This is a genomic window from Streptomyces sp. NBC_00224 (genome assembly GCF_041435195.1).
GTDB lineage: Bacteria > Actinomycetota > Actinomycetes > Streptomycetales > Streptomycetaceae > Streptomyces.
The window spans coordinates 6,280,859-6,297,854 of sequence record NZ_CP108106.1; the positions used below are offsets into that span (position 1 = coordinate 6,280,859).

A 16,996-nucleotide genomic window follows, 5' to 3' on the forward strand; every position below is an offset into this window, starting at 1 on the left:
CGTATCGACCGTTCGTTTGATGACCTCGACTCACCCCGTCACTCGCAGCACTTGTACCGACCGCGCTCCCACCCCCACCTCCGTCCCACCCCGGTGCACCCGCCCCGGCACCCCCGCCTGGTCCTCTCCGGACGTGTCCACCAGCACCTCGTACCCCTCCGCCCACGGCGCCCCCGGCACCACGAACCCCGTCGGGCGGCTGCCCGCGTGCAGGACGATCAGGAAGCTGTCGTCCACCACGGGGGCGCCCCGGGCGTCCCGGCCGGGGATGTCGCGGCCCGACAGGTAGAGGCCGAGCGTGGCCGTCGGCGCGTACCAGTCCCGCTCGGTCATCTCCTCCCCGCGCGCGGTGAACCACGCCAGGTCCCGCAGCCCGTCCGCCCCCTGCGCGCGGCCGGAGAAGAACGCGCGGCGGCGCAGCACCGGGTGGCGGTGGCGCAGGGCGACGAGGCGCCGCGCCAGTTCGAGCAGCCCGCGGGGGCCCGGCTGTTCCAGGAGGGACCAGTCGATCCACCCCACCTCGCCGTCCTGGCAGTACGCGTTGTTGTTGCCGCCCTGGGTGCGCCCCATCTCGTCCCCGGCCACCAGCATCGGCACCCCGGTGGAGACCAGGAGCGTCGTCAGCAGGTTGCGCAGCTGGCGGCGGCGCAGGGCGTTGACCCGGGGGTCCTCCGTCTCGCCCTCCACCCCGCAGTTCCAGGACCGGTTGTCGTCCGTCCCGTCCCGGTTGCCCTCCCCGTTCGCCTCGTTGTGTTTGTGCTCGTACGAGACCAGGTCGCGCAGGGTGAAGCCGTCGTGGGCCGTGACGAAGTTGATCGACGCGTACGGGCGGCGGCCGCCCCACGCGTACAGGTCGCTCGACCCCGAAAGGCGGTAGCCCAGGTCGCGCACATCGGGCAGCGCGCCGCGCCAGAAGTCCCGTACCGCGCCCCGGTAGCGGTCGTTCCACTCCGTCCACAGCGGCGGGAAGGCACCGACCTGGTACCCGCCGCGTCCCACGTCCCACGGCTCCGCGATCAGCTTGACCCGGCGCAGCACCGGGTCCTGGGCGATGACGGCCAGGAAGGGGGAGAGCATGTCGACGTCGTGCATCGAGCGGGCGAGCGCCGCCGCCAGGTCGAAGCGGAAGCCGTCCACCCCCATCTCCGTCACCCAGTACCGCAGCGAGTCCGTGATCAGCCGCAGCACCTGGGGCTGCACCACGTGCAGCGTGTTGCCGCAGCCCGAGTAGTCCGCGTACCGGCGCGCGTCCGACTGGAGGCGGTAGTACCCCTTGTTGTCGATGCCGCGCAGCGACAGCGTCGGGCCGCGCTCGCCCGCCTCCGCCGTGTGGTTGTAGACCACGTCGAGGATGACCTCGATGCCCGCCGCGTGCAGCGCCCGCACCATCCGTTTGAACTCGCCGACCTGCTGGCCCGCCGTCCCGGAGGCCGAGTACGCCGCGTGCGGCGCGAAGTAGCCGATCGAGTTGTAGCCCCAGTAGTTGCGCAGGCCCCGGCGCAGCAGATGGTCCTCGTGGGCGAACTGGTGCACCGGCAGCAGTTCGACCGCCGTCACCCCCAGGCGTACGAGATGGTCGAGCGCCGCCGGGTGCGCGAGTCCCGCGTACGTGCCGCGCAGCTCCTCCGGGATCCCGGGGTGCAGTTTGGTGAAGCCGCGCACGTGCAGCTCGTAGATGACCGAGTCGGCCCATGGCGTCTTCGGGCGGCGGTCGTCCGACCAGTCGTCGTCATCGTGGACGACGACACTCTTGGGGACGAACGGCGCCGAGTCCCGGTCGTCGCGGACGGTGTCGGCCACCTGCTGCTGCGGCCAGTCGCGCACATGCCCGTACACCTGCGGCGGCAGCGCGCTGTGTCCATCTCCTATGGAGCCGTCGACCGCCCGCGCGTACGGGTCGAGCAGCAGCTTCGACGGGTTCCAGCGGGCCCCCGTCCAGGGATCCCAGCGGCCGTGCACCCGGTAGCCGTACCGCTGCCCCGGCCGTACGCCCGGCACGAAGCCGTGCCAGATCTCATGGGTGAGCTCGACCAGGGCGAGCCGGGTCTCGGTGCCCGCCGCGTCGAACAGGCACAGCTCCACCGACTCCGCCCCGCCCGCCCACAGTGCGAAGTTGGTGCCCGCCACCCCGTCCGGCCCCACCCGGAACCGGGCCCCCAGCGGGGTAGGCGCACCCGGCCAGACCTGTGGCCGCAGCCCGCCGGGGCTGCCCCGCCGGCCGTGATGGCCGTTCAGTTCCCGGTGCCCTTCCCCGTGCGGAGCCGGTCGCCCCACCGCCCGCTCTGCCTCCTGCTCTGCTGCGCTCGACACCCCTCGGCCTCCCGCGGCTCGGCGCCTGGACGGAGCGCGGCGTCCCGGCCGCTGCTCCCCACGCGTGTCCTCGCAGGCTTTCTTCCCGTTACCCGGCTCGTACTCACGTTTCCCCCGGCGGGGCGCGGTCGTTGACCCGTCGTGAGATTCGTACTGAAGCGGGCAGGGGCGAGCACCGCGGCCGCCCTGACATGGGTGGGACTGACGGCGGCCCTGGTGGCCGGGCTGGCCGGGTGCAGCGGGGACCATCTGGACATCGGCGGGGTCGACGGGGTCAAGGACGTCGTCGCGGGCAAGGCACAGTCGCCCCGGGACGTGATCCTGGTGACCCCCGACGACGGGGCCAAGGGTGTCAAGGCGGACGGGAGGATCGGAGTGCGGGTGCCCGGCGGGCGCCTGGAGCGGGTCAGGGTGATGAAGGCCGAGGACGCGCAGCCCGAGGAGGTGCCGGGCCGGATCAGCGAGGACGGGCTCTCCTGGGAGCCGACCCGGGGCGCGGCGGAGCGGCTCGAACTGGCCGCCAAGTACACGGTGGACGCGGTGGCGCTCGACGGCCACGGCCACCGCCAGGCCCGGCACACCAGCTTCACCACGCTGGTGCCCGAGCACCGGTTCATCGGCTACTTCAAACCGGAGAACCGCTCGACGGTCGGCGTCGGCATGATCGTCTCGTTCAACTTCAACCAGGCGATCGAGAACCGGGCGGCCGTGGAGCGCGCCATCAGGGTCACCTCGAATCCGGCCGTCGAGGTGGTGGGCCACTGGTTCGGCAAGGAGCGCCTGGACTTCCGGCCCAGGGAGTACTGGAAGCCGGGCACCAAGGTCACCGTGGACATGCGGCTGCGCGACGTCCCCGGCGCCCCGGGGGTCTACGGCATCCAGGAGAAGCGGGTCGGCTTCACCATCGGGCGCGACCAGGAGTCCCTGGTGGACGCCGACGCGCACACGATGGAGGTGCGCCGGGGCGGCGAGCTGGTCAGTACGGTGCCGATCTCGGCGGGGTCGCCCAAGAACACCACGTACAACGGCAAGATGGTCGTCACCGAGATGTTCGACGTGACCCGGATGAACAGCCGTACGGTCGGCTTCGGCGGGGAGTACGACATCCCCGACGTGCCGCACGCCATCCGGCTGACCGCCTCCGGGACCTTCCTGCACGGCAACTACTGGGCGACGTCGGGCACCTTCGGCTCCAGCAACACCAGCCACGGCTGTGTGGGCCTGCGCGATGTGAAGGGCGGCAGCCCGGACACCCCGGCGGGCTGGTTCTTCGACCGCACGCTCGTCGGGGACGTGGTGGAAGTCATCAACTCCCGTGACAAAACGGTCGCGCCCGACAACGGGCTCGGTGGCTGGAACCTCGGCTGGGTGAAGTGGAGGGCGGGCTCGGCCCTCTGACCCACCCTCGCCGGCCGGCCCGGCCCGTACCCACCCCCGGTGACGTCGTGATGTCGCCACAGCGAACGCACGGGACTATTGGCACTGAACGGTGACATTCGCGTGGCGGTGCGTGTGCGTCCGGTGTGATTACCTAGGCAATCGTGTGCGCGCAGGATGCGCGCGGGGGTGTTTTTCAGTACGGGCCGTGGCTTGATCCAGGCCGTGCGAGGGGAGAGAACTGTCGTGAACGGGCAGCACATATCGGGGGCTCCGAACAGGGCGGCGGGACGGCGGCGCGGCACGCCGGGTCTGCTGGCTCTGCTGCTGGGGGCGCTGCTCCTGCTGGTCTCCGCCTGCGGTGGCGGCGACGACTCCGCCGGCGGCGGTGACGGCAAGGGCAAGGGCGGCGCCGGCAAGGCCGCCGAGGACACCAAGGCCTCGGCCGCGGTCGTGACCGTCGCGCCCAAGGACGGCGCCGGCGACGTGGCGACGAGCGGCGCGCTGAAGATCTCCGCGACCCAGGGCAAGCTCACCGCCGTCGCGGTCGCGGACACCAAGGGCAACGCGGTGGCCGGGAAGATCTCCGCCGACGGCGCCGCCTGGGCCCCGGACCAGCACCTCGCCTCCGCCACCAAGTACAAGGTCCACGCGATCGCCAAGGACGACCAGGGCCGCGAGTCCGCCAAGGACACGACCTTCACCACGCTCGTCCCCAAGAACACCTTCATCGGCACCTACGCCCCCGAGGACGGCGACACCGTCGGAGTCGGCATGCCGGTGTCGATCAACTTCAGCCGCGGCATCACCAACCCGCAGGCCGTCGAGAAGGCCATCAAGGTGACGGCCGAGCCGTCGGTGCCGGTCGAGGGCCACTGGTTCGGCAACGACCGCCTGGACTTCCGCCCGGAGAAGTACTGGGCGGCGGGCACCAAGGTGACCGTCAAGTTCAACCTCGACGGCGTCGAGGGCCGCCCCGGCGTCTACGGCAAGCAGACCCGTACGGTGAAGTTCACCGTCGGCCGCTCGCAGGTGTCCACGGTCGACGCGGCCGCCCACACCATGACCGTCGTGCGCGACAGCAAGACGCTCAAGACCATCCCGATCAGCGCGGGCTCCCCGCAGAACACCACGTACAACGGTCAGATGGTGATCAGCGAGAAGTACCAGGTGACCCGGATGAACGGCGCCACCGTGGGCTTCGGCGGCGAGTACGACATCAAGGACGTGCCGCACGCGATGCGCCTGTCCAGCTCGGGCACCTTCCTCCACGGCAACTACTGGGGCGACCCGTCGGTGTTCGGCAACACCAACACCAGCCACGGCTGCGTGGGTCTGCGGGACGCGCGCGGCGCGGGCGACTCCTCGACCCCGGCGGCCTGGTTCTACGACCGCTCGCTCATCGGTGACGTGGTCATCGTGAAGAACTCCAAGGACAAGCAGATCCAGCCGGACAACGGCCTGAACGGCTGGAACATGTCCTGGGCGGAGTGGACGAAGTAGGACGCGCCTGAAGAGACGCGCCTGAAGAGATCCGAAGGGGACGGACCCGGCCGCTGTGACGCACAGCACCGGGTCCGTCGCCGTTGACGGCAACTAACCTGCTGCCATGACTGTGACCCTCGAAGTCTCCGAAGGCGTCGGCACCCTCCGCCTGGACCGCCCCCCGATGAACGCCCTGGACATCGCGATCCAGGACCGGCTGCGCGAGCTCGCCGAGGAGGCGACCCGCCGCGACGACGTGCGCGCCGTGGTGATCTACGGCGGCGAGAAGGTGTTCGCGGCGGGCGCGGACATCAAGGAGATGCAGGCGATGGACCACACCGCGATGGTGGTGCGGTCCCGGGCGCTCCAGGAGTCGTTCACCGCCGTCGCGCGCATCCCCAAGCCCGTCGTCGCCGCCGTCACCGGGTACGCGCTGGGCGGCGGCTGCGAGCTCGCGCTCTGCGCCGACATCCGGATCGCCGCCGACAACGCCAAGCTGGGCCAGCCCGAGATCCTGCTCGGCCTGATCCCGGGCGCGGGCGGCACCCAGCGGCTGTCCCGGCTGATCGGCCCGGCCAAGGCCAAGGACCTCATCTTCACCGGCCGGATGGTCAGGGCCGACGAGGCGCTGACGCTCGGTCTGGTGGACCGGGTGGTCGCGGCGGAGAAGGTGTACGAGGAGGCGCACGCCTGGGCGGCGAAGCTCGCCCAGGGCCCGGCGCTCGCGCTGCGCGCCGCCAAGGAGTCCATCGACGCGGGTCTGGAGACGGACATCGAGACCGGGCTCGCCATCGAACGGAACTGGTTCGCGGGCCTGTTCGCGACCGAGGACCGCGAGCGCGGGATGCGCAGCTTCGTCGAGGAGGGCCCGGGCAAGGCCAAGTTCCTCTGAGCCGCGCGCGGTTGGAGGCCGGTCGTACACCCTGCGGGTGGATTAGCCTGGCCTTAAAGGAGTCTTAAGTACGACGGGTTACGAACGCTTGGTGATCAGCTGATCGCGGCCCGTCATCGCAGCTCGTGGGCGGTGCGGGCGTGATCCGCTGCCCTCGGCATATGCTGAACGAGCTCCCCGGAACCTCTGGTTCCGGGGGCCGTTTTCCCCGGGAACGGCCCCGGAGGCGGCTCCGGGCGGCCATGATGGGGGCATGGCGGGGCTGGATGGTGTGGAACAACCGCGGCAGCGCGGCAGCGCGACCGCGGCTCGGTGGACGCCGGCCGTCGAGGACGAACGGGCGCTCAAGGCACTGGAGTTGTTCGGCAACCCGACGGACCAAGAGGTGCGGCTGCCGTCCCGGCCCGAGTCCGCGGCGACCGCACGCCGGCTCACCCAGTGCGTGATACTGCGCCAGTGGGCGCTCTCCCCGGCCCTCGCCGAGCAGGCGATCCTGCTCGTCTCCGAACTGGTCGGCAACGCGGTACGGCACACCGGTGCCCGCGCCTTCGGGCTGCGGATGATGCGGCGCCGGGGCTGGATCAGGATCGAGGTGCGCGACCCCTCGCGCGGGCTGCCCTGTCTGATGCCGGTCCACGAGATGGACACCAGCGGGCGCGGGCTCTTCCTCGTCGACAAGCTCTCCGACCGCTGGGGCGTGGACCTGCTGCCGCGCGGCAAGACCACCTGGTTCGAGATGCGGGTCGCCGACCGCTAGAGCGGCCTTGAGGGCGGCCTTGAGTACGCCGAAGCCCCCGTGCCTGCCGGATGCGGCCTGCCTGCGGGGGCTTCTGCGGAGCGCCGCCGCGGATCGAAGGGGGTGTGATCCACGGCGACTGAAGACGACCGAGCTCGGGTCAATGAGGGGTCGTGTCCCCGACTATGGCAGACGGGGGGCCTTCACGCCAAAAGTCCTTACTCGGACAAACTTCCCCATACCCTCACAGTTTAGCTGTGAATCGTAGGTGAGCTAGAGCACGGGCCTTGTAAATGGTGAATAAGTATGGGCATCGCTGAGTGATTCAGTGAACCGGGTCGTCGGGCGAATGGCGCGTCCCGGCGACCCGCAAAGGTCCTGAAATGGGTCAATCATTACCTTCCGCCCGTCGGCGCACTTAAATGTCCATGTGCTCAATCCATCTCCCCGTGGGGTCGACCGCCGCAGCGCACTGCGTGCCGGGGCGGGGGCGGCCGTCGTGGGGGCCCTCGCGGCCGGCTGCACGGACGACGAGGGCGGCGCCGGACCGCCGCCCGCCGCAGCGACGCCCACCGGGTCCCCCGCCTCCGCCCGCCCCGGGACCACCCGCGCCGCCCCGGTCCCCCGCGCCTTCCCGGCGCAGCCGGCCCAGATCGCGAACGGCCCCCGCGACCGGCCGCAGATCGCGCTCACCTTCCACGGCCAGGGCGACCCCAAGGAGGCCACCGCCGTCCTCGCCGAGGCCGAGCGGGCCGGTGCCAAGGTGACCGTGCTCGCCGTCGGAAGCTGGCTCGACGAACACCCGCAGATGGCCCGCCGCATCCTCGACGGCGGCCACGACCTCGGCAACCACACCCAGCGCCACATCGACATCTCCGCGCTCGCGGAGCGGGACGCGTACGCCGAGATCACCGGCTGCGCGGACCGGCTGCGCCGGATCACCGGCTCCATCGGGACCTGGTTCCGGCCCTCCCGTACCCAGTACGCGACGCCGCTCGTTCAGAGACTGGCCCGGCGGGCGGGGTACCCGCACGTCCTCTCGTACGACGTCGACTCGCTCGACTTCACCTCGCCCGGCGCCTCGGCCGTGACGCGCAATGTCATCGGGCGGATCCGCAACGGATCCGTGGTGAGTCTGCACTTCGGCTACGCGGACACGGTCGCCGCGCTGCCGGCCCTCCTCGCCGACCTCGACCGCCGCGGACTGCGCGCGGTGACCACCACGGAGTTGCTGACCTGATGCCGACCCCCACCAAGAGGACCGCCGCGCTGCTGTGCGGCCTCCTGCTCGCCGCGCTCGCCGGCTGCGGCTCGTCCGCGGACAAGGGAGGGAACGAGGCCCTGGGCACCAAGGGCGCCGCGCAGCCCGTGCCGAAGAAGGCCGTGCCGCAGGGCCTGCCCGGGATGCCGCCGGTCCTGGACCCCAAGGACGCGTACGCCGCTGACCGCCCCAATGCGCTCCAGCCGGCCGTGAAGAACTTCCTCGAACGCGTCTATGTGCCCAACACCAACTCCAACACGGTGTCGGTGATCGACCCCAAGACGTACAAGGTCATCGAGACCATCCCGGTCGGGCACCAGCCCCAACACGTCGTCCCCTCCTGGGACATGAAGACCCTGTGGGTCAACAACGACCTGGGGGACAGCCTCACCGCCATCGACCCGGCGACCGGCAAGACGGGCCGCACGGTCCAGGTCTCCGACCCGTACAACCTCTACTTCACGCCCGACGGCAAGTACGCCGTCGTGATGGCGTCGATGGACCGCGAGCTGGTGTTCCGCGAGCCCGTCAACATGAACCGGGTCAAGACCGTCCCGGTCCACTGCGCGGGCGTCAACCACGCCGACTTCTCCATGGACGGCCGCTACTTCATCGTCTCCTGTGAGTTCTCCGGCGAGCTGCTCAAGGTCGACACGGCGAAGATGCAGGTCATCGCCCATCAGAAGCTGCCGTTCGAGGGGGCGATGCCGCAGGACGTGAAGATGTCCCCGGACGGCAAGACCTTCTACATCGCAGACATGATGGCCCACGGCATGTGGGTCCTGGACGGCGACCGGTTCAGCACGCCGACGCTGCTGCCCACCGGCAAGGGCTGCCACGGCCTGTACGTCAGCCGCGACTCCAAGGAGATGTACATCTCCAACCGGGGCGAGGGCACCATCTCCATCTTCGACTTCGCCCAGAACAAGCTGACCAAGAAGTGGCAGCTGCCGGACGGGGGCAGCCCCGACATGGGCGGGGTCTCGGCGGACGGCAAGGTCCTGTGGCTGTCCGGCCGTTACGACGCCGAGGTGTACGCGATCGACACCACCACCGGCCGGGAGCTCGCCCGCATCCCGGTCGGCTCGGGCCCGCACGGCCTCGCGGTCTACCCGCAGCCGGGCCGCTACTCGCTGGGCCACACCGGTATCTTCCGCTGAGTCCGTACGCACCGCTGCCCCCGGGGAGGACATCCCCGGGGGCAGCCGCGTCTCACCGGCCGTGTCTCACCGGCCGTGTCTCACCACAGCACCGGCAGCCGTTCCGGCAGGCGCTTGATGAAGCCGGTGCGCCACACCAGCTGTTCCGGCGGCACCGCCAGGCGCAGCCCCGGGAGCCGCTCCACCAGCGCGGTCAGCGCGATCTCCGCGTGCGCCCGGCCCAGACCCGTGGCCGGGCAGAAGTGGCTGCCCGCGCCGAAGGAGAGGTGCGGGTTGACCTCGCGGTCCAGGTCGAGCCGGTCGGGGTCGGTGAAGACCTCAGGGTCGAAGTTGGCGCCCTCGACCAGGACGAGCACCAACTCGCCCTTCCTGACCAGGACGTCACCGACCCGGGCGTCCTCGGTGGCCAGCCTCGGCAGGCCGTCCCCGATGGAGAGGTTCCAGCGCAGCAGCTCGTCCACCGCCCGGCCCATCCGGTCCGGACGCGCCCGCAAGTACTCGATCAGCTCCGGGTGCTGGAGCAGCGCGAGCACGGCGAGCACCAGGAACGCGGACGTGGAGACGGCGCCCGCGCCGAAGAGCGAGACCGCGACCGTCGCCAGCATCTCGTCGGTGAGGTGCGCGGACTCCTCCTCCGTACGCAGCTCCGCGAGGCGGCCGAGCAGACCCGCGCGCCGGTCCTCCGGCGCGTTGAGCCGGTCGACCATGTACCCCAGGTCCTTGTACCAGTTGAGGCGGGAGCCGTCGAAGGCGTGCGGGCTGGTCATGAACGCGATGTCCAGACCGCTCATCAGCCGCCGCCAGTCCGCGAACGGCACCCCGACCACCTTGCAGTGCAGAGCCGCCGAGAAGGGGTCGGCGAACCCCGCCCGGAAGTCCGCCGGCGGCCCCTCGGCGAGCAGCCCGTCGATGAACTCGTCCGCCCGCTCCCGCAGCCACTCCCGCAGGCCGTCGGTGCGCGGGTTGAGCGCCTTCATCACGGCGCCGCGCAGCCCGGCGCTGTTGATGTTCCCCATATTGTTGACGACCTCGGGCGGGATCGTCAGCGCGTACTGCCGCGGGGCGCCCGGGGCCGCGGTGTCCTTGAGGCTGAACCGGTCGTCCTCCAGGACCCGCTTGGCCAGCGCGTAACTGCTCACCAGCCAGGCGGTGTCGCCGGTCATGGTGCGCACCCGGGCCACCGGCTCCCTGGTGCGCAGGGCGGCGCACTCCTCGGGGAGCACATCGCCGCGCCGGCCGAGCGGGAAGCCGAGCAGCGGGCCGGTGCCGGTGGTGCCGGCGGTCGCGCCAGCGGTCGTGGTGGTGGTGCTCGTGCGGCTCATGCGGCGACTCCTTCCGGGCGGACGGCCTGCGGGCGCACGACCGCGTACGCCTGGTTGCGGGAGGCGCGCAGACCGCCGCCCTTGGCGTAGAGGAGTTCGGTGAGCGGGATCAGCGCGTGATAGCTGGACACCGAGGACGGGACCTGGAGGATTCCCGGGGTGTCGAGGAAGAACGGGAGCTCGGCGGCGATGTAGTCGAGGCAGGCGGCGGTCTGCGCCGGGCTCACCGGGGCGCCGTCGGCCTTCCCGGCCAGGAACGCGGCGGCCATCTCCTCGCAGCCGGTGCGGAATTCGCGGTCGGTCGCGAGGAAGTGCCGCACCCGGCGGTGCAACAGGTCGTACACCGGGTTCCCCTCGAACTCCGAGAGCGCGTGCACACCGACCGGGAGCCCGGGGCGGCCGGCCTCCTCGACGCCCCGCACGATCCTTCTGCGGACCGCCTTCAGCTCCTTGGCGGCCCGCCTGCGCGCGTGCTCGTCGTCGTAGCCGAGCGTCGCGAACATCCGGTCCACATGGCGGTCGGCGTAGACGAGGTCGACCCGGTCGAAGCGGGTGGAGGCCCAGCGGACGAGACCGGCGATGCGGTCGGCGCTGAAATAGCTGTTTCCCGGACTCACCCCGATGAGGACGTGGTCGCCCTCGTCCCAGATGAAACGACAGCTCCGGGTGAACGGCTGGAAGGTAAAGGTGGTGGTTGCTTCAGTGGTGGCAGTCACTCCTGAATCGCCCCAGCGCCGCGAGTCCCTGGGAGCCCTGTGCTCCCGGTGTGGCGGCGACAGCAAGAAGTTATCGCCCGGTGGCGGAGCGTAGGGAAGAGGGTTCCGGGCTTTTGGCGGGAATTCGACCCCTCGAAATGCCGTAGTCGATGTTTGCGGTGGCGGCAGGACTCAGTGCGCGACCAGCAGCGCTTCCGAGCCGACGGGGCGGTACCCCGCCGCCTGGAACGTCCGTACGCTGCGGGCGTTGCCCGGTGACTGCTGCGCCCAGACCACCGGCTCCGGCGCCAGATGCCGCGCCGCCAGCGCCAGCCGTACGCCAAGACCGCGCCCCCGCGCGCCCTCGTCCACCTCGATCGCCGCCTCCCAGCGGCCCGCCACGCCCCGCCCGAGGACCAGCACCCCGCCGTGCGTCGCCCACACCCTCACCTCGTCGCGGAACTTCAGCGCCCGCGCCACCCGGGGGTGGTCGGGGTCCGCCAGCTCCGTCAGCGCGAGCGGCGGCTCACCGGGCAGGGCGGGTGCGCAGGTGAGGAGGTCGACGCAGTTCATCCGACGGCCGGTACGTGCCATCAGCGCGGCCAGGAATCCCGGATTCATCGAGGCGCCCAGCGGATCGGCGTCGGTCGCGGCCAGGGTGGAGCGGATCCTCCCCCAAGCTCTTAAGGAGCAGGGGGGACCCCCACGGGTCCTCGTCCAGGAAGACCACCGAGTGCGCGGTGAAGGCGAGCACGCCCGCGTCGCGCGGGTTCGGCTGGGGAACGACGGTCGTCGCCCCGTCCGCGGGCGGGAAGTGCCCGCGTGCGGCGGCGGCCAGTATGTCGCCCAGTTCCTGCCCCATGCCCCTGCCACCTCTCCTGACCATCTCTGCTGCCCCCATGATCGCCCACGGGCGGGGCCGGGCGCCGTACGGGGAGGGCGCGGGGCCGGTTAGTCTGACCCCCGTCAAAAACGCACCAAGATAGGGGTGGACCCAGTGGCGGACATCGAAGAGGCCCGCAAGGCGTTCGCGCGACTCGACGTCGACGGCAACGGCGAGGTGACGGCGACCGAGTACAAGCAGGTCATGGCTCAGCTGGGCGACTTCAACGTCACCGAGACCGTGGCCCAGGCCATCATCCGGGCCAAGGACGCCAACAGCGACGGCAAGCTCTCCTTCGAGGAGTTCTGGGCGTCCCTCAACAAGTGACCCCGAGCCCGTCCGCCGGGCCGCGGTGACGCGGCCCGGCGGACGGAGCCGTCAGCACTCGATGATGTTGACGGCCAGACCGCCGCGTGCGGTCTCCTTGTACTTCACGGACATGTCGGCGCCCGTCTCCTTCATGGTCTTGATGACCTTGTCGAGGGACACCTTGTGGCTGCCGTCGCCGCGCATCGCCATCTTCGCGGCGGTCACGGCCTTCACGGCTGCCATGCCGTTGCGCTCGATGCACGGGATCTGGACCAGACCGCCGACCGGGTCGCAGGTCAGTCCCAGGTTGTGCTCCATGCCGATCTCCGCGGCGTTCTCGACCTGCTCGGGGGTGCCGCCGAGGACCTCGGCGAGGGCGCCCGCGGCCATCGAGCAGGCGGAGCCGACCTCGCCCTGGCAGCCGACCTCGGCGCCGGAGATCGAGGCGTTCTCCTTGAACAGCATGCCGATGGCGCCCGCGGAGAGCATGAAGCGGACCACGCCCTCGTCGTCCGCGCCGGGCACGAAGTTCATGTAGTAGTGCAGCACGGCCGGGATGATGCCCGCGGCGCCGTTGGTGGGCGCGGTGACCACGCGGCCGCCCGCCGCGTTCTCCTCGTTCACCGCCATCGCGTACAGCGTCGCCCACTCCATCGCGTGCGCGTCCGGGTTGCCCTCGGCGCGCAGCTGGCGGGCGGTGGTCGCGGCCCGGCGGCGGACCTTGAGGCCGCCCGGCAGGATGCCCTCGCGGGACATGCCGCGCGAGACGCACGCCTGCATCACGCGCCAGATCTCCAGGAGACCGGTGCGGATCTCGTCCTCGGTGCGCCAGGCCTTCTCGTTCTCCAGCATCATCGCGGAGATCGACAGGCCCGTCTCCTTGGCGAGGCGCAGGAGCTCGTCACCGGTGCGGAAGGGGTACTTCAGGACCGTGTCGTCCGGCACGATCGGGTTCTCGCCCGCCACCGCGTCCTCGTCCACGACGAAGCCGCCACCTACCGAGTAGTACGTCTTCTCCAGGACCAGGGCGCCCTCGCTGTCGTACGCGAAGATCGTCATGCCGTTGGCGTGGTACGGCAGCGCCTTGCGGCGGTGCAGGATCAGGTCCTCGTCGAAGTCGAAGGGGATCTCGTGGGCGCCGAGCAGGTTGATCCGGCCGTCCGACTTGATCCGCTCGACCTGCTCGTCGGCGCTCTCCACGTCGACCGTGCGCGGCGAGTTGCCCTCCAGGCCGAGCAGGACCGCCTTGGGGGTGCCGTGGCCGTGGCCGGTGGCGCCGAGCGAGCCGTACAGCTCCGCGCGTATCGCCGCGGTGTGGGCCAGCAGGCCCTCGTTCTTCAGCCGCCGCGCGAACATCCGGGCAGCGCGCATCGGGCCGACCGTGTGGGAGCTGGACGGGCCGATGCCGATCGAGAACAGGTCGAAGACCGAGATGGCCACGGGAGGACTCCTTGTGGGTTGGTAGACGCCGTTGTCTGCCGGGGTGGTGCGGAAGAGCAGGAAAACGGGCGGTGCAAGGGTTCGGGGCACCGCACTCACTGTCCAGTGTGCGCGGTGCCCCGAAGGTTCGTACGAATAAAAGGGTACGAAACTACTTCAGGCCGGGGTACAGCGGGTGCTTCGCGGCCAGGGCGGAGACCCGGGCGGCGAGAGCTTCCTTCTGGAAGTCCGGCTTCAGGGTCTCGGCGATGATGTCGGCGACCTCACGGAAGTCGTCGGCGCCGAAGCCGCGGGTGGCCAGTGCCGGCGTGCCGATCCGCAGGCCCGAGGTGACCATCGGGGGGCGCGGGTCGTTCGGGATGGCGTTCCGGTTGACCGTGATGCCGACCTCGTGGAGGCGGTCCTCGGCCTGCTGGCCGTCGAGCTCGGAGTTCCGCAGGTCCACGAGGACCAGGTGGACGTCCGTGCCGCCGGACAGGACCGAGACGCCGACCTCGGTCACGTCGTCCTGGATCAGGCGCTCGGCGATGATCCTGGCGCCCTCCAGGGTGCGCTCCTGGCGCTCCTTGAACTCGGGCGAGGCCGCCACCTTGAAGGAGACCGCCTTGGCCGCGATCACGTGCTCCAGCGGGCCGCCCTGCTGACCGGGGAAGACCGCCGAGTTGATCTTCTTGGCGAGCTCCTGCGTCGACAGGATGACACCGCCGCGCGGACCGCCGAGGGTCTTGTGCGTGGTGGTGGTCACGACGTGGGCGTGCGGCACCGGGTTGGGGTGCAGACCCGCGGCGACCAGGCCCGCGAAGTGGGCCATGTCGACCATCAGGTATGCGCCGACCTCGTCCGCGATGCGGCGGAACGCGGCGAAGTCCAGCTGGCGCGGGTACGCGGACCAGCCGGCCACGATCAGCTGCGGCTTGGACTCCTTGGCCAGGCGCTCGACCTCGGCCATGTCGACCTGTCCGGTCTCGTCGACGTGGTACGGGACCACGTTGTAGAGCTTGCCGGAGAAGTTGATCTTCATGCCGTGGGTCAGGTGACCGCCGTGGGCCAGGTTCAGGCCCATGATCGTGTCGCCCGGCTTGAGCAGCGCGAACATCGCGGCCGCGTTCGCCTGGGCACCCGAGTGCGGCTGCACGTTGGCGTGCTCGGCGCCGAAGAGCGCCTTGATGCGGTCGATCGCGATCTGCTCGACCACGTCGACGTGCTCGCAGCCGCCGTAGTAGCGGCGCCCCGGGTAGCCCTCGGCGTACTTGTTGGTGAGGACCGAGCCCTGGGCCTCCATGACCGCGACCGGAGCGAAGTTCTCCGAGGCGATCATTTCGAGGGTGGACTGCTGACGGTGGAGCTCGGCGTCGACGGCGGCGGCGACGTCCGGGTCCAGCTCATGGAGGGACTGGTTCAGAAGCGACATCAGAAGATCCCTGGAGTGGTAGGTCAGCCGGCGGTGAAGGCGGTGTACTCGTCGGAGGAGAGCAGGTCGCCCGGCTCGTCCGTGACGCGCACCTTGAACAGCCAGCCACCCTCGAACGGGGCGGAGTTCACCAGCGACGGGTCCTCCACGACGTCCTGGTTGGCGGCGACGACCTCGCCCGTGACCGGGGAGTACAGGTCGCTGACCGACTTGGTCGACTCCAGCTCGCCGCAGGTCTCGCCCGCGGTCACCGTGTCACCGACCTCCGGGAGCTGGACGAACACCACGTCACCGAGCGCGTTGGCCGCGTGCTCCGTGATGCCGACCGTCGAGACGCCGTCCTCGGCGCCCGACAGCCACTCGTGCTCCTTGCTGTAGCGCAGCTGCTGGGGGTTGCTCATGACCTGAATTCTCCTGTACGAGGGGGAGTGGTGGTGAACAGAGAAGTCTTGCGGTGCGTGTGCGAGGGGTCACTTCTGGCGCTTGTAGAACGGCAGCGCCACGACCTCGTACGGCTCATGCGTACCGCGAATGTCGACGCCGACGCCGGAGGTGCCCGGTGCGGCGTGCGCGGCGTCCACGTACGCCATGGCGATCGGCTTGCCCAGCGTCGGCGACGGGGCGCCCGAGGTGACCTCGCCGACGACCTCGCCCCCCGTGACCACGGAGAATCCGGCGCGCGGCACCCGGCGGCCCTCGGCGATCAGGCCGACCAGCTTGCGCGGGGCCTTGGCGGCGGCGCGCTCGGCGGCGGCCTCCAGGGCCTTGCGGCCCACGAAGTCGCCCTCCTTCTCGAACTTCACGACCCGGCCGAGCCCCGCGTCGAACGGGGTGAGCGCGGTGGTCAGCTCGTGCCCGTACAGCGGCATGCCCGCCTCCAGGCGCAGCGTGTCGCGGCAGGACAGACCGCACGGCACCAGGCCCGCGTCCTTGCCCGCGTCGGTGAGCGCGCGCCACAGCTGCTCGGCGTCGGCCGGGGCCACGAAGAGCTCGAAGCCGTCCTCGCCGGTGTAGCCCGTACGGGCGATCAGCGCCGGGACACCGGCCACGGTGCCGGGCAGGCCCGCGTAGTACTTCAGGCCGTCCAGGTCGGCGTCGGTGAGCGACTTCAGGATGCCGGGGGACTCGGGGCCCTGAATGGCGAGGAGGGCGTAGGCGTCCCGGTCGTCCCGTACGACCGCGTCGAAGGCGGCCGCGCGCTCGGTGATCGCGTCCAGCACGATCTGGGCATTGCCGGCGTTGGCGACGACCATGTACTCGTCCTCGCCGAGGCGGTAGACGATCAGGTCGTCGACGATGCCGCCGTCCTCCTGGCAGATCATCGTGTAGCGGGCGCGGCCCACGCCGATGGTGCTCATGTTGCCGACCAGCGCGTAGTCCAGCGCCTTGACGGAGTCCGGGCCGGTGACGGTGATCTCGCCCATGTGGGAGAGGTCGAAGAGACCGGCCCGGGTACGGACGGCGTTGTGCTCGTCGCGCTCGCTGCCGTACCGCAGCGGCATGTCCCAGCCGGCGAAGTCGGTCATGGTCGCGCCCAGCGAACGGTGAGTTGCGTCAAGGGCGGTGAGACGGGGATTGCTCATGAGGGTGTGGCTCCCAGGGCATGACGGCGAGGACGATCCTCCCCATCTGTCATCGGAACCTGAGAGGTTCGCCGGGAGACCCGGCTTGCACCTTGGGTGGAGCCGCGCCGTCTGAGAACGTGCGGCCCGCTT

The 16,996-nt window shown here is 70.7% G+C and carries 14 protein-coding genes and 1 pseudogene; 7 read left to right on the forward strand and 8 right to left on the reverse strand.

Features of this window, described 5'->3' with window-relative positions; all coding sequences use genetic code 11:
- Window positions 1–30: 30 nt before the first annotated feature.
- Window positions 31–2,310, reverse strand: a complete 2,280-nt coding sequence (gene glgX / locus OG965_RS28165) for a glycogen debranching protein GlgX (protein WP_371654848.1) — start codon at window positions 2,308–2,310, stop codon at window positions 31–33.
- A 141-nt stretch (window positions 2,311–2,451) separates the two neighbouring features.
- On the opposite strand from glgX, the gene OG965_RS28170 reads away from it, so the two are divergent.
- The 6 genes from OG965_RS28170 (at window position 2,452) to OG965_RS28195 (ending at window position 9,221) form a co-directional block, all read left to right on the forward strand.
- Window positions 2,452–3,708, forward strand: coding sequence for an Ig-like domain-containing protein (locus OG965_RS28170; RefSeq protein WP_371654849.1), 1,257 nt, complete (start codon window positions 2,452–2,454; stop codon window positions 3,706–3,708).
- Between the two features lie 225 nt (window positions 3,709–3,933).
- Entirely contained in the window at window positions 3,934–5,190 is a 1,257-nt protein-coding gene (locus OG965_RS28175) for an Ig-like domain-containing protein (protein WP_371654850.1), read from the forward strand.
- A gap of 106 nt (window positions 5,191–5,296) precedes the next feature.
- Window positions 5,297–6,064: an enoyl-CoA hydratase/isomerase family protein gene (locus tag OG965_RS28180; RefSeq protein ID WP_371654851.1), complete on the forward strand. Its 768-nt coding sequence runs from the start codon at window positions 5,297–5,299 to the stop codon at window positions 6,062–6,064.
- A 148-nt stretch (window positions 6,065–6,212) separates the two neighbouring features.
- Window positions 6,213–6,821, forward strand: a complete 609-nt coding sequence (locus OG965_RS28185) for an ATP-binding protein (protein ID WP_371657084.1) — start codon at window positions 6,213–6,215, stop codon at window positions 6,819–6,821.
- A 409-nt stretch (window positions 6,822–7,230) separates the two neighbouring features.
- Window positions 7,231–8,040, forward strand: coding sequence for a polysaccharide deacetylase family protein (locus OG965_RS28190; protein ID WP_371654852.1), 810 nt, complete (start codon window positions 7,231–7,233; stop codon window positions 8,038–8,040).
- Entirely contained in the window at window positions 8,040–9,221 is a 1,182-nt protein-coding gene (locus tag OG965_RS28195; RefSeq protein ID WP_371654853.1) for a YncE family protein, read from the forward strand. Before OG965_RS28190 ends, OG965_RS28195 begins: the two co-directional genes overlap by 1 nt.
- Window positions 9,222–9,301: 80 nt before the next feature.
- On the opposite strand, the gene OG965_RS28200 is transcribed toward OG965_RS28195, so the two are convergent.
- The 3 genes and pseudogenes from OG965_RS28200 to OG965_RS28210 all read right to left on the reverse strand — a co-directional run bounded on the left by OG965_RS28200 (window position 9,302) and on the right by OG965_RS28210 (window position 12,100).
- Window positions 9,302–10,543, reverse strand: a complete 1,242-nt coding sequence (locus OG965_RS28200) for a cytochrome P450 (RefSeq protein WP_371654854.1) — start codon at window positions 10,541–10,543, stop codon at window positions 9,302–9,304.
- The gene (locus OG965_RS28205) at window positions 10,540–11,259 is read right to left on the reverse strand and encodes a tRNA-dependent cyclodipeptide synthase (RefSeq protein WP_371654855.1); all 720 of its coding nucleotides are present in this window, start codon (window positions 11,257–11,259) and stop codon (window positions 10,540–10,542) included. Before OG965_RS28205 ends, OG965_RS28200 begins: the two co-directional genes overlap by 4 nt.
- A 171-nt stretch (window positions 11,260–11,430) precedes the next feature.
- Window positions 11,431–12,100 (reverse strand): annotated as a pseudogene (locus OG965_RS28210) (GNAT family N-acetyltransferase).
- Between the two features lie 135 nt (window positions 12,101–12,235).
- On the opposite strand from OG965_RS28210, the gene OG965_RS28215 reads away from it, so the two are divergent.
- Window positions 12,236–12,448: an EF-hand domain-containing protein gene (locus OG965_RS28215; RefSeq protein WP_371654856.1), complete on the forward strand. Its 213-nt coding sequence runs from the start codon at window positions 12,236–12,238 to the stop codon at window positions 12,446–12,448.
- Between the two features lie 51 nt (window positions 12,449–12,499).
- On the opposite strand, the gene OG965_RS28220 is transcribed toward OG965_RS28215, so the two are convergent.
- The 4 genes from OG965_RS28220 to gcvT form a co-directional block, all read right to left on the reverse strand.
- Complete coding sequence (locus tag OG965_RS28220; RefSeq protein WP_371654857.1) at window positions 12,500–13,870, reverse strand: L-serine ammonia-lyase; 1,371 nt, start codon at window positions 13,868–13,870, stop codon at window positions 12,500–12,502.
- Window positions 13,871–14,021: 151 nt separating this feature from the next.
- Window positions 14,022–15,281, reverse strand: a complete 1,260-nt coding sequence (glyA, locus tag OG965_RS28225; RefSeq protein ID WP_371654858.1) for a serine hydroxymethyltransferase — start codon at window positions 15,279–15,281, stop codon at window positions 14,022–14,024.
- Between the two features lie 23 nt (window positions 15,282–15,304).
- Window positions 15,305–15,682, reverse strand: coding sequence for a glycine cleavage system protein GcvH (gcvH, locus tag OG965_RS28230; protein ID WP_371654859.1), 378 nt, complete (start codon window positions 15,680–15,682; stop codon window positions 15,305–15,307).
- Between the two features lie 69 nt (window positions 15,683–15,751).
- On the reverse strand, window positions 15,752–16,864 hold the full coding sequence (gene gcvT, locus OG965_RS28235) for a glycine cleavage system aminomethyltransferase GcvT (RefSeq protein WP_371654860.1): 1,113 nt from the start codon (window positions 16,862–16,864) through the stop codon (window positions 15,752–15,754).
- Window positions 16,865–16,996 lie beyond the last annotated feature (132 nt).

Excerpts from the sequence above, each read along its gene's own strand:
- OG965_RS28180 (WP_371654851.1), top strand. The coding sequence starts at position 5,297 with ATGACTGTGACCCTCGAAGTCTCCGAAGGCGTCGGCACCCTCCGCCTG.
- OG965_RS28195 (WP_371654853.1), top strand. The coding sequence starts at position 8,040 with ATGCCGACCCCCACCAAGAGGACCGCCGCGCTGCTGTGCGGCCTCCTG.
- OG965_RS28200 (WP_371654854.1), bottom strand. The coding sequence starts at position 10,543 with ATGAGCCGCACGAGCACCACCACCACGACCGCTGGCGCGACCGCCGGC.
- glyA (WP_371654858.1), bottom strand. The coding sequence starts at position 15,281 with ATGTCGCTTCTGAACCAGTCCCTCCATGAGCTGGACCCGGACGTCGCC.
- gcvH (WP_371654859.1), bottom strand. The coding sequence starts at position 15,682 with ATGAGCAACCCCCAGCAGCTGCGCTACAGCAAGGAGCACGAGTGGCTG.
- gcvT (WP_371654860.1), bottom strand. The coding sequence starts at position 16,864 with ATGAGCAATCCCCGTCTCACCGCCCTTGACGCAACTCACCGTTCGCTG.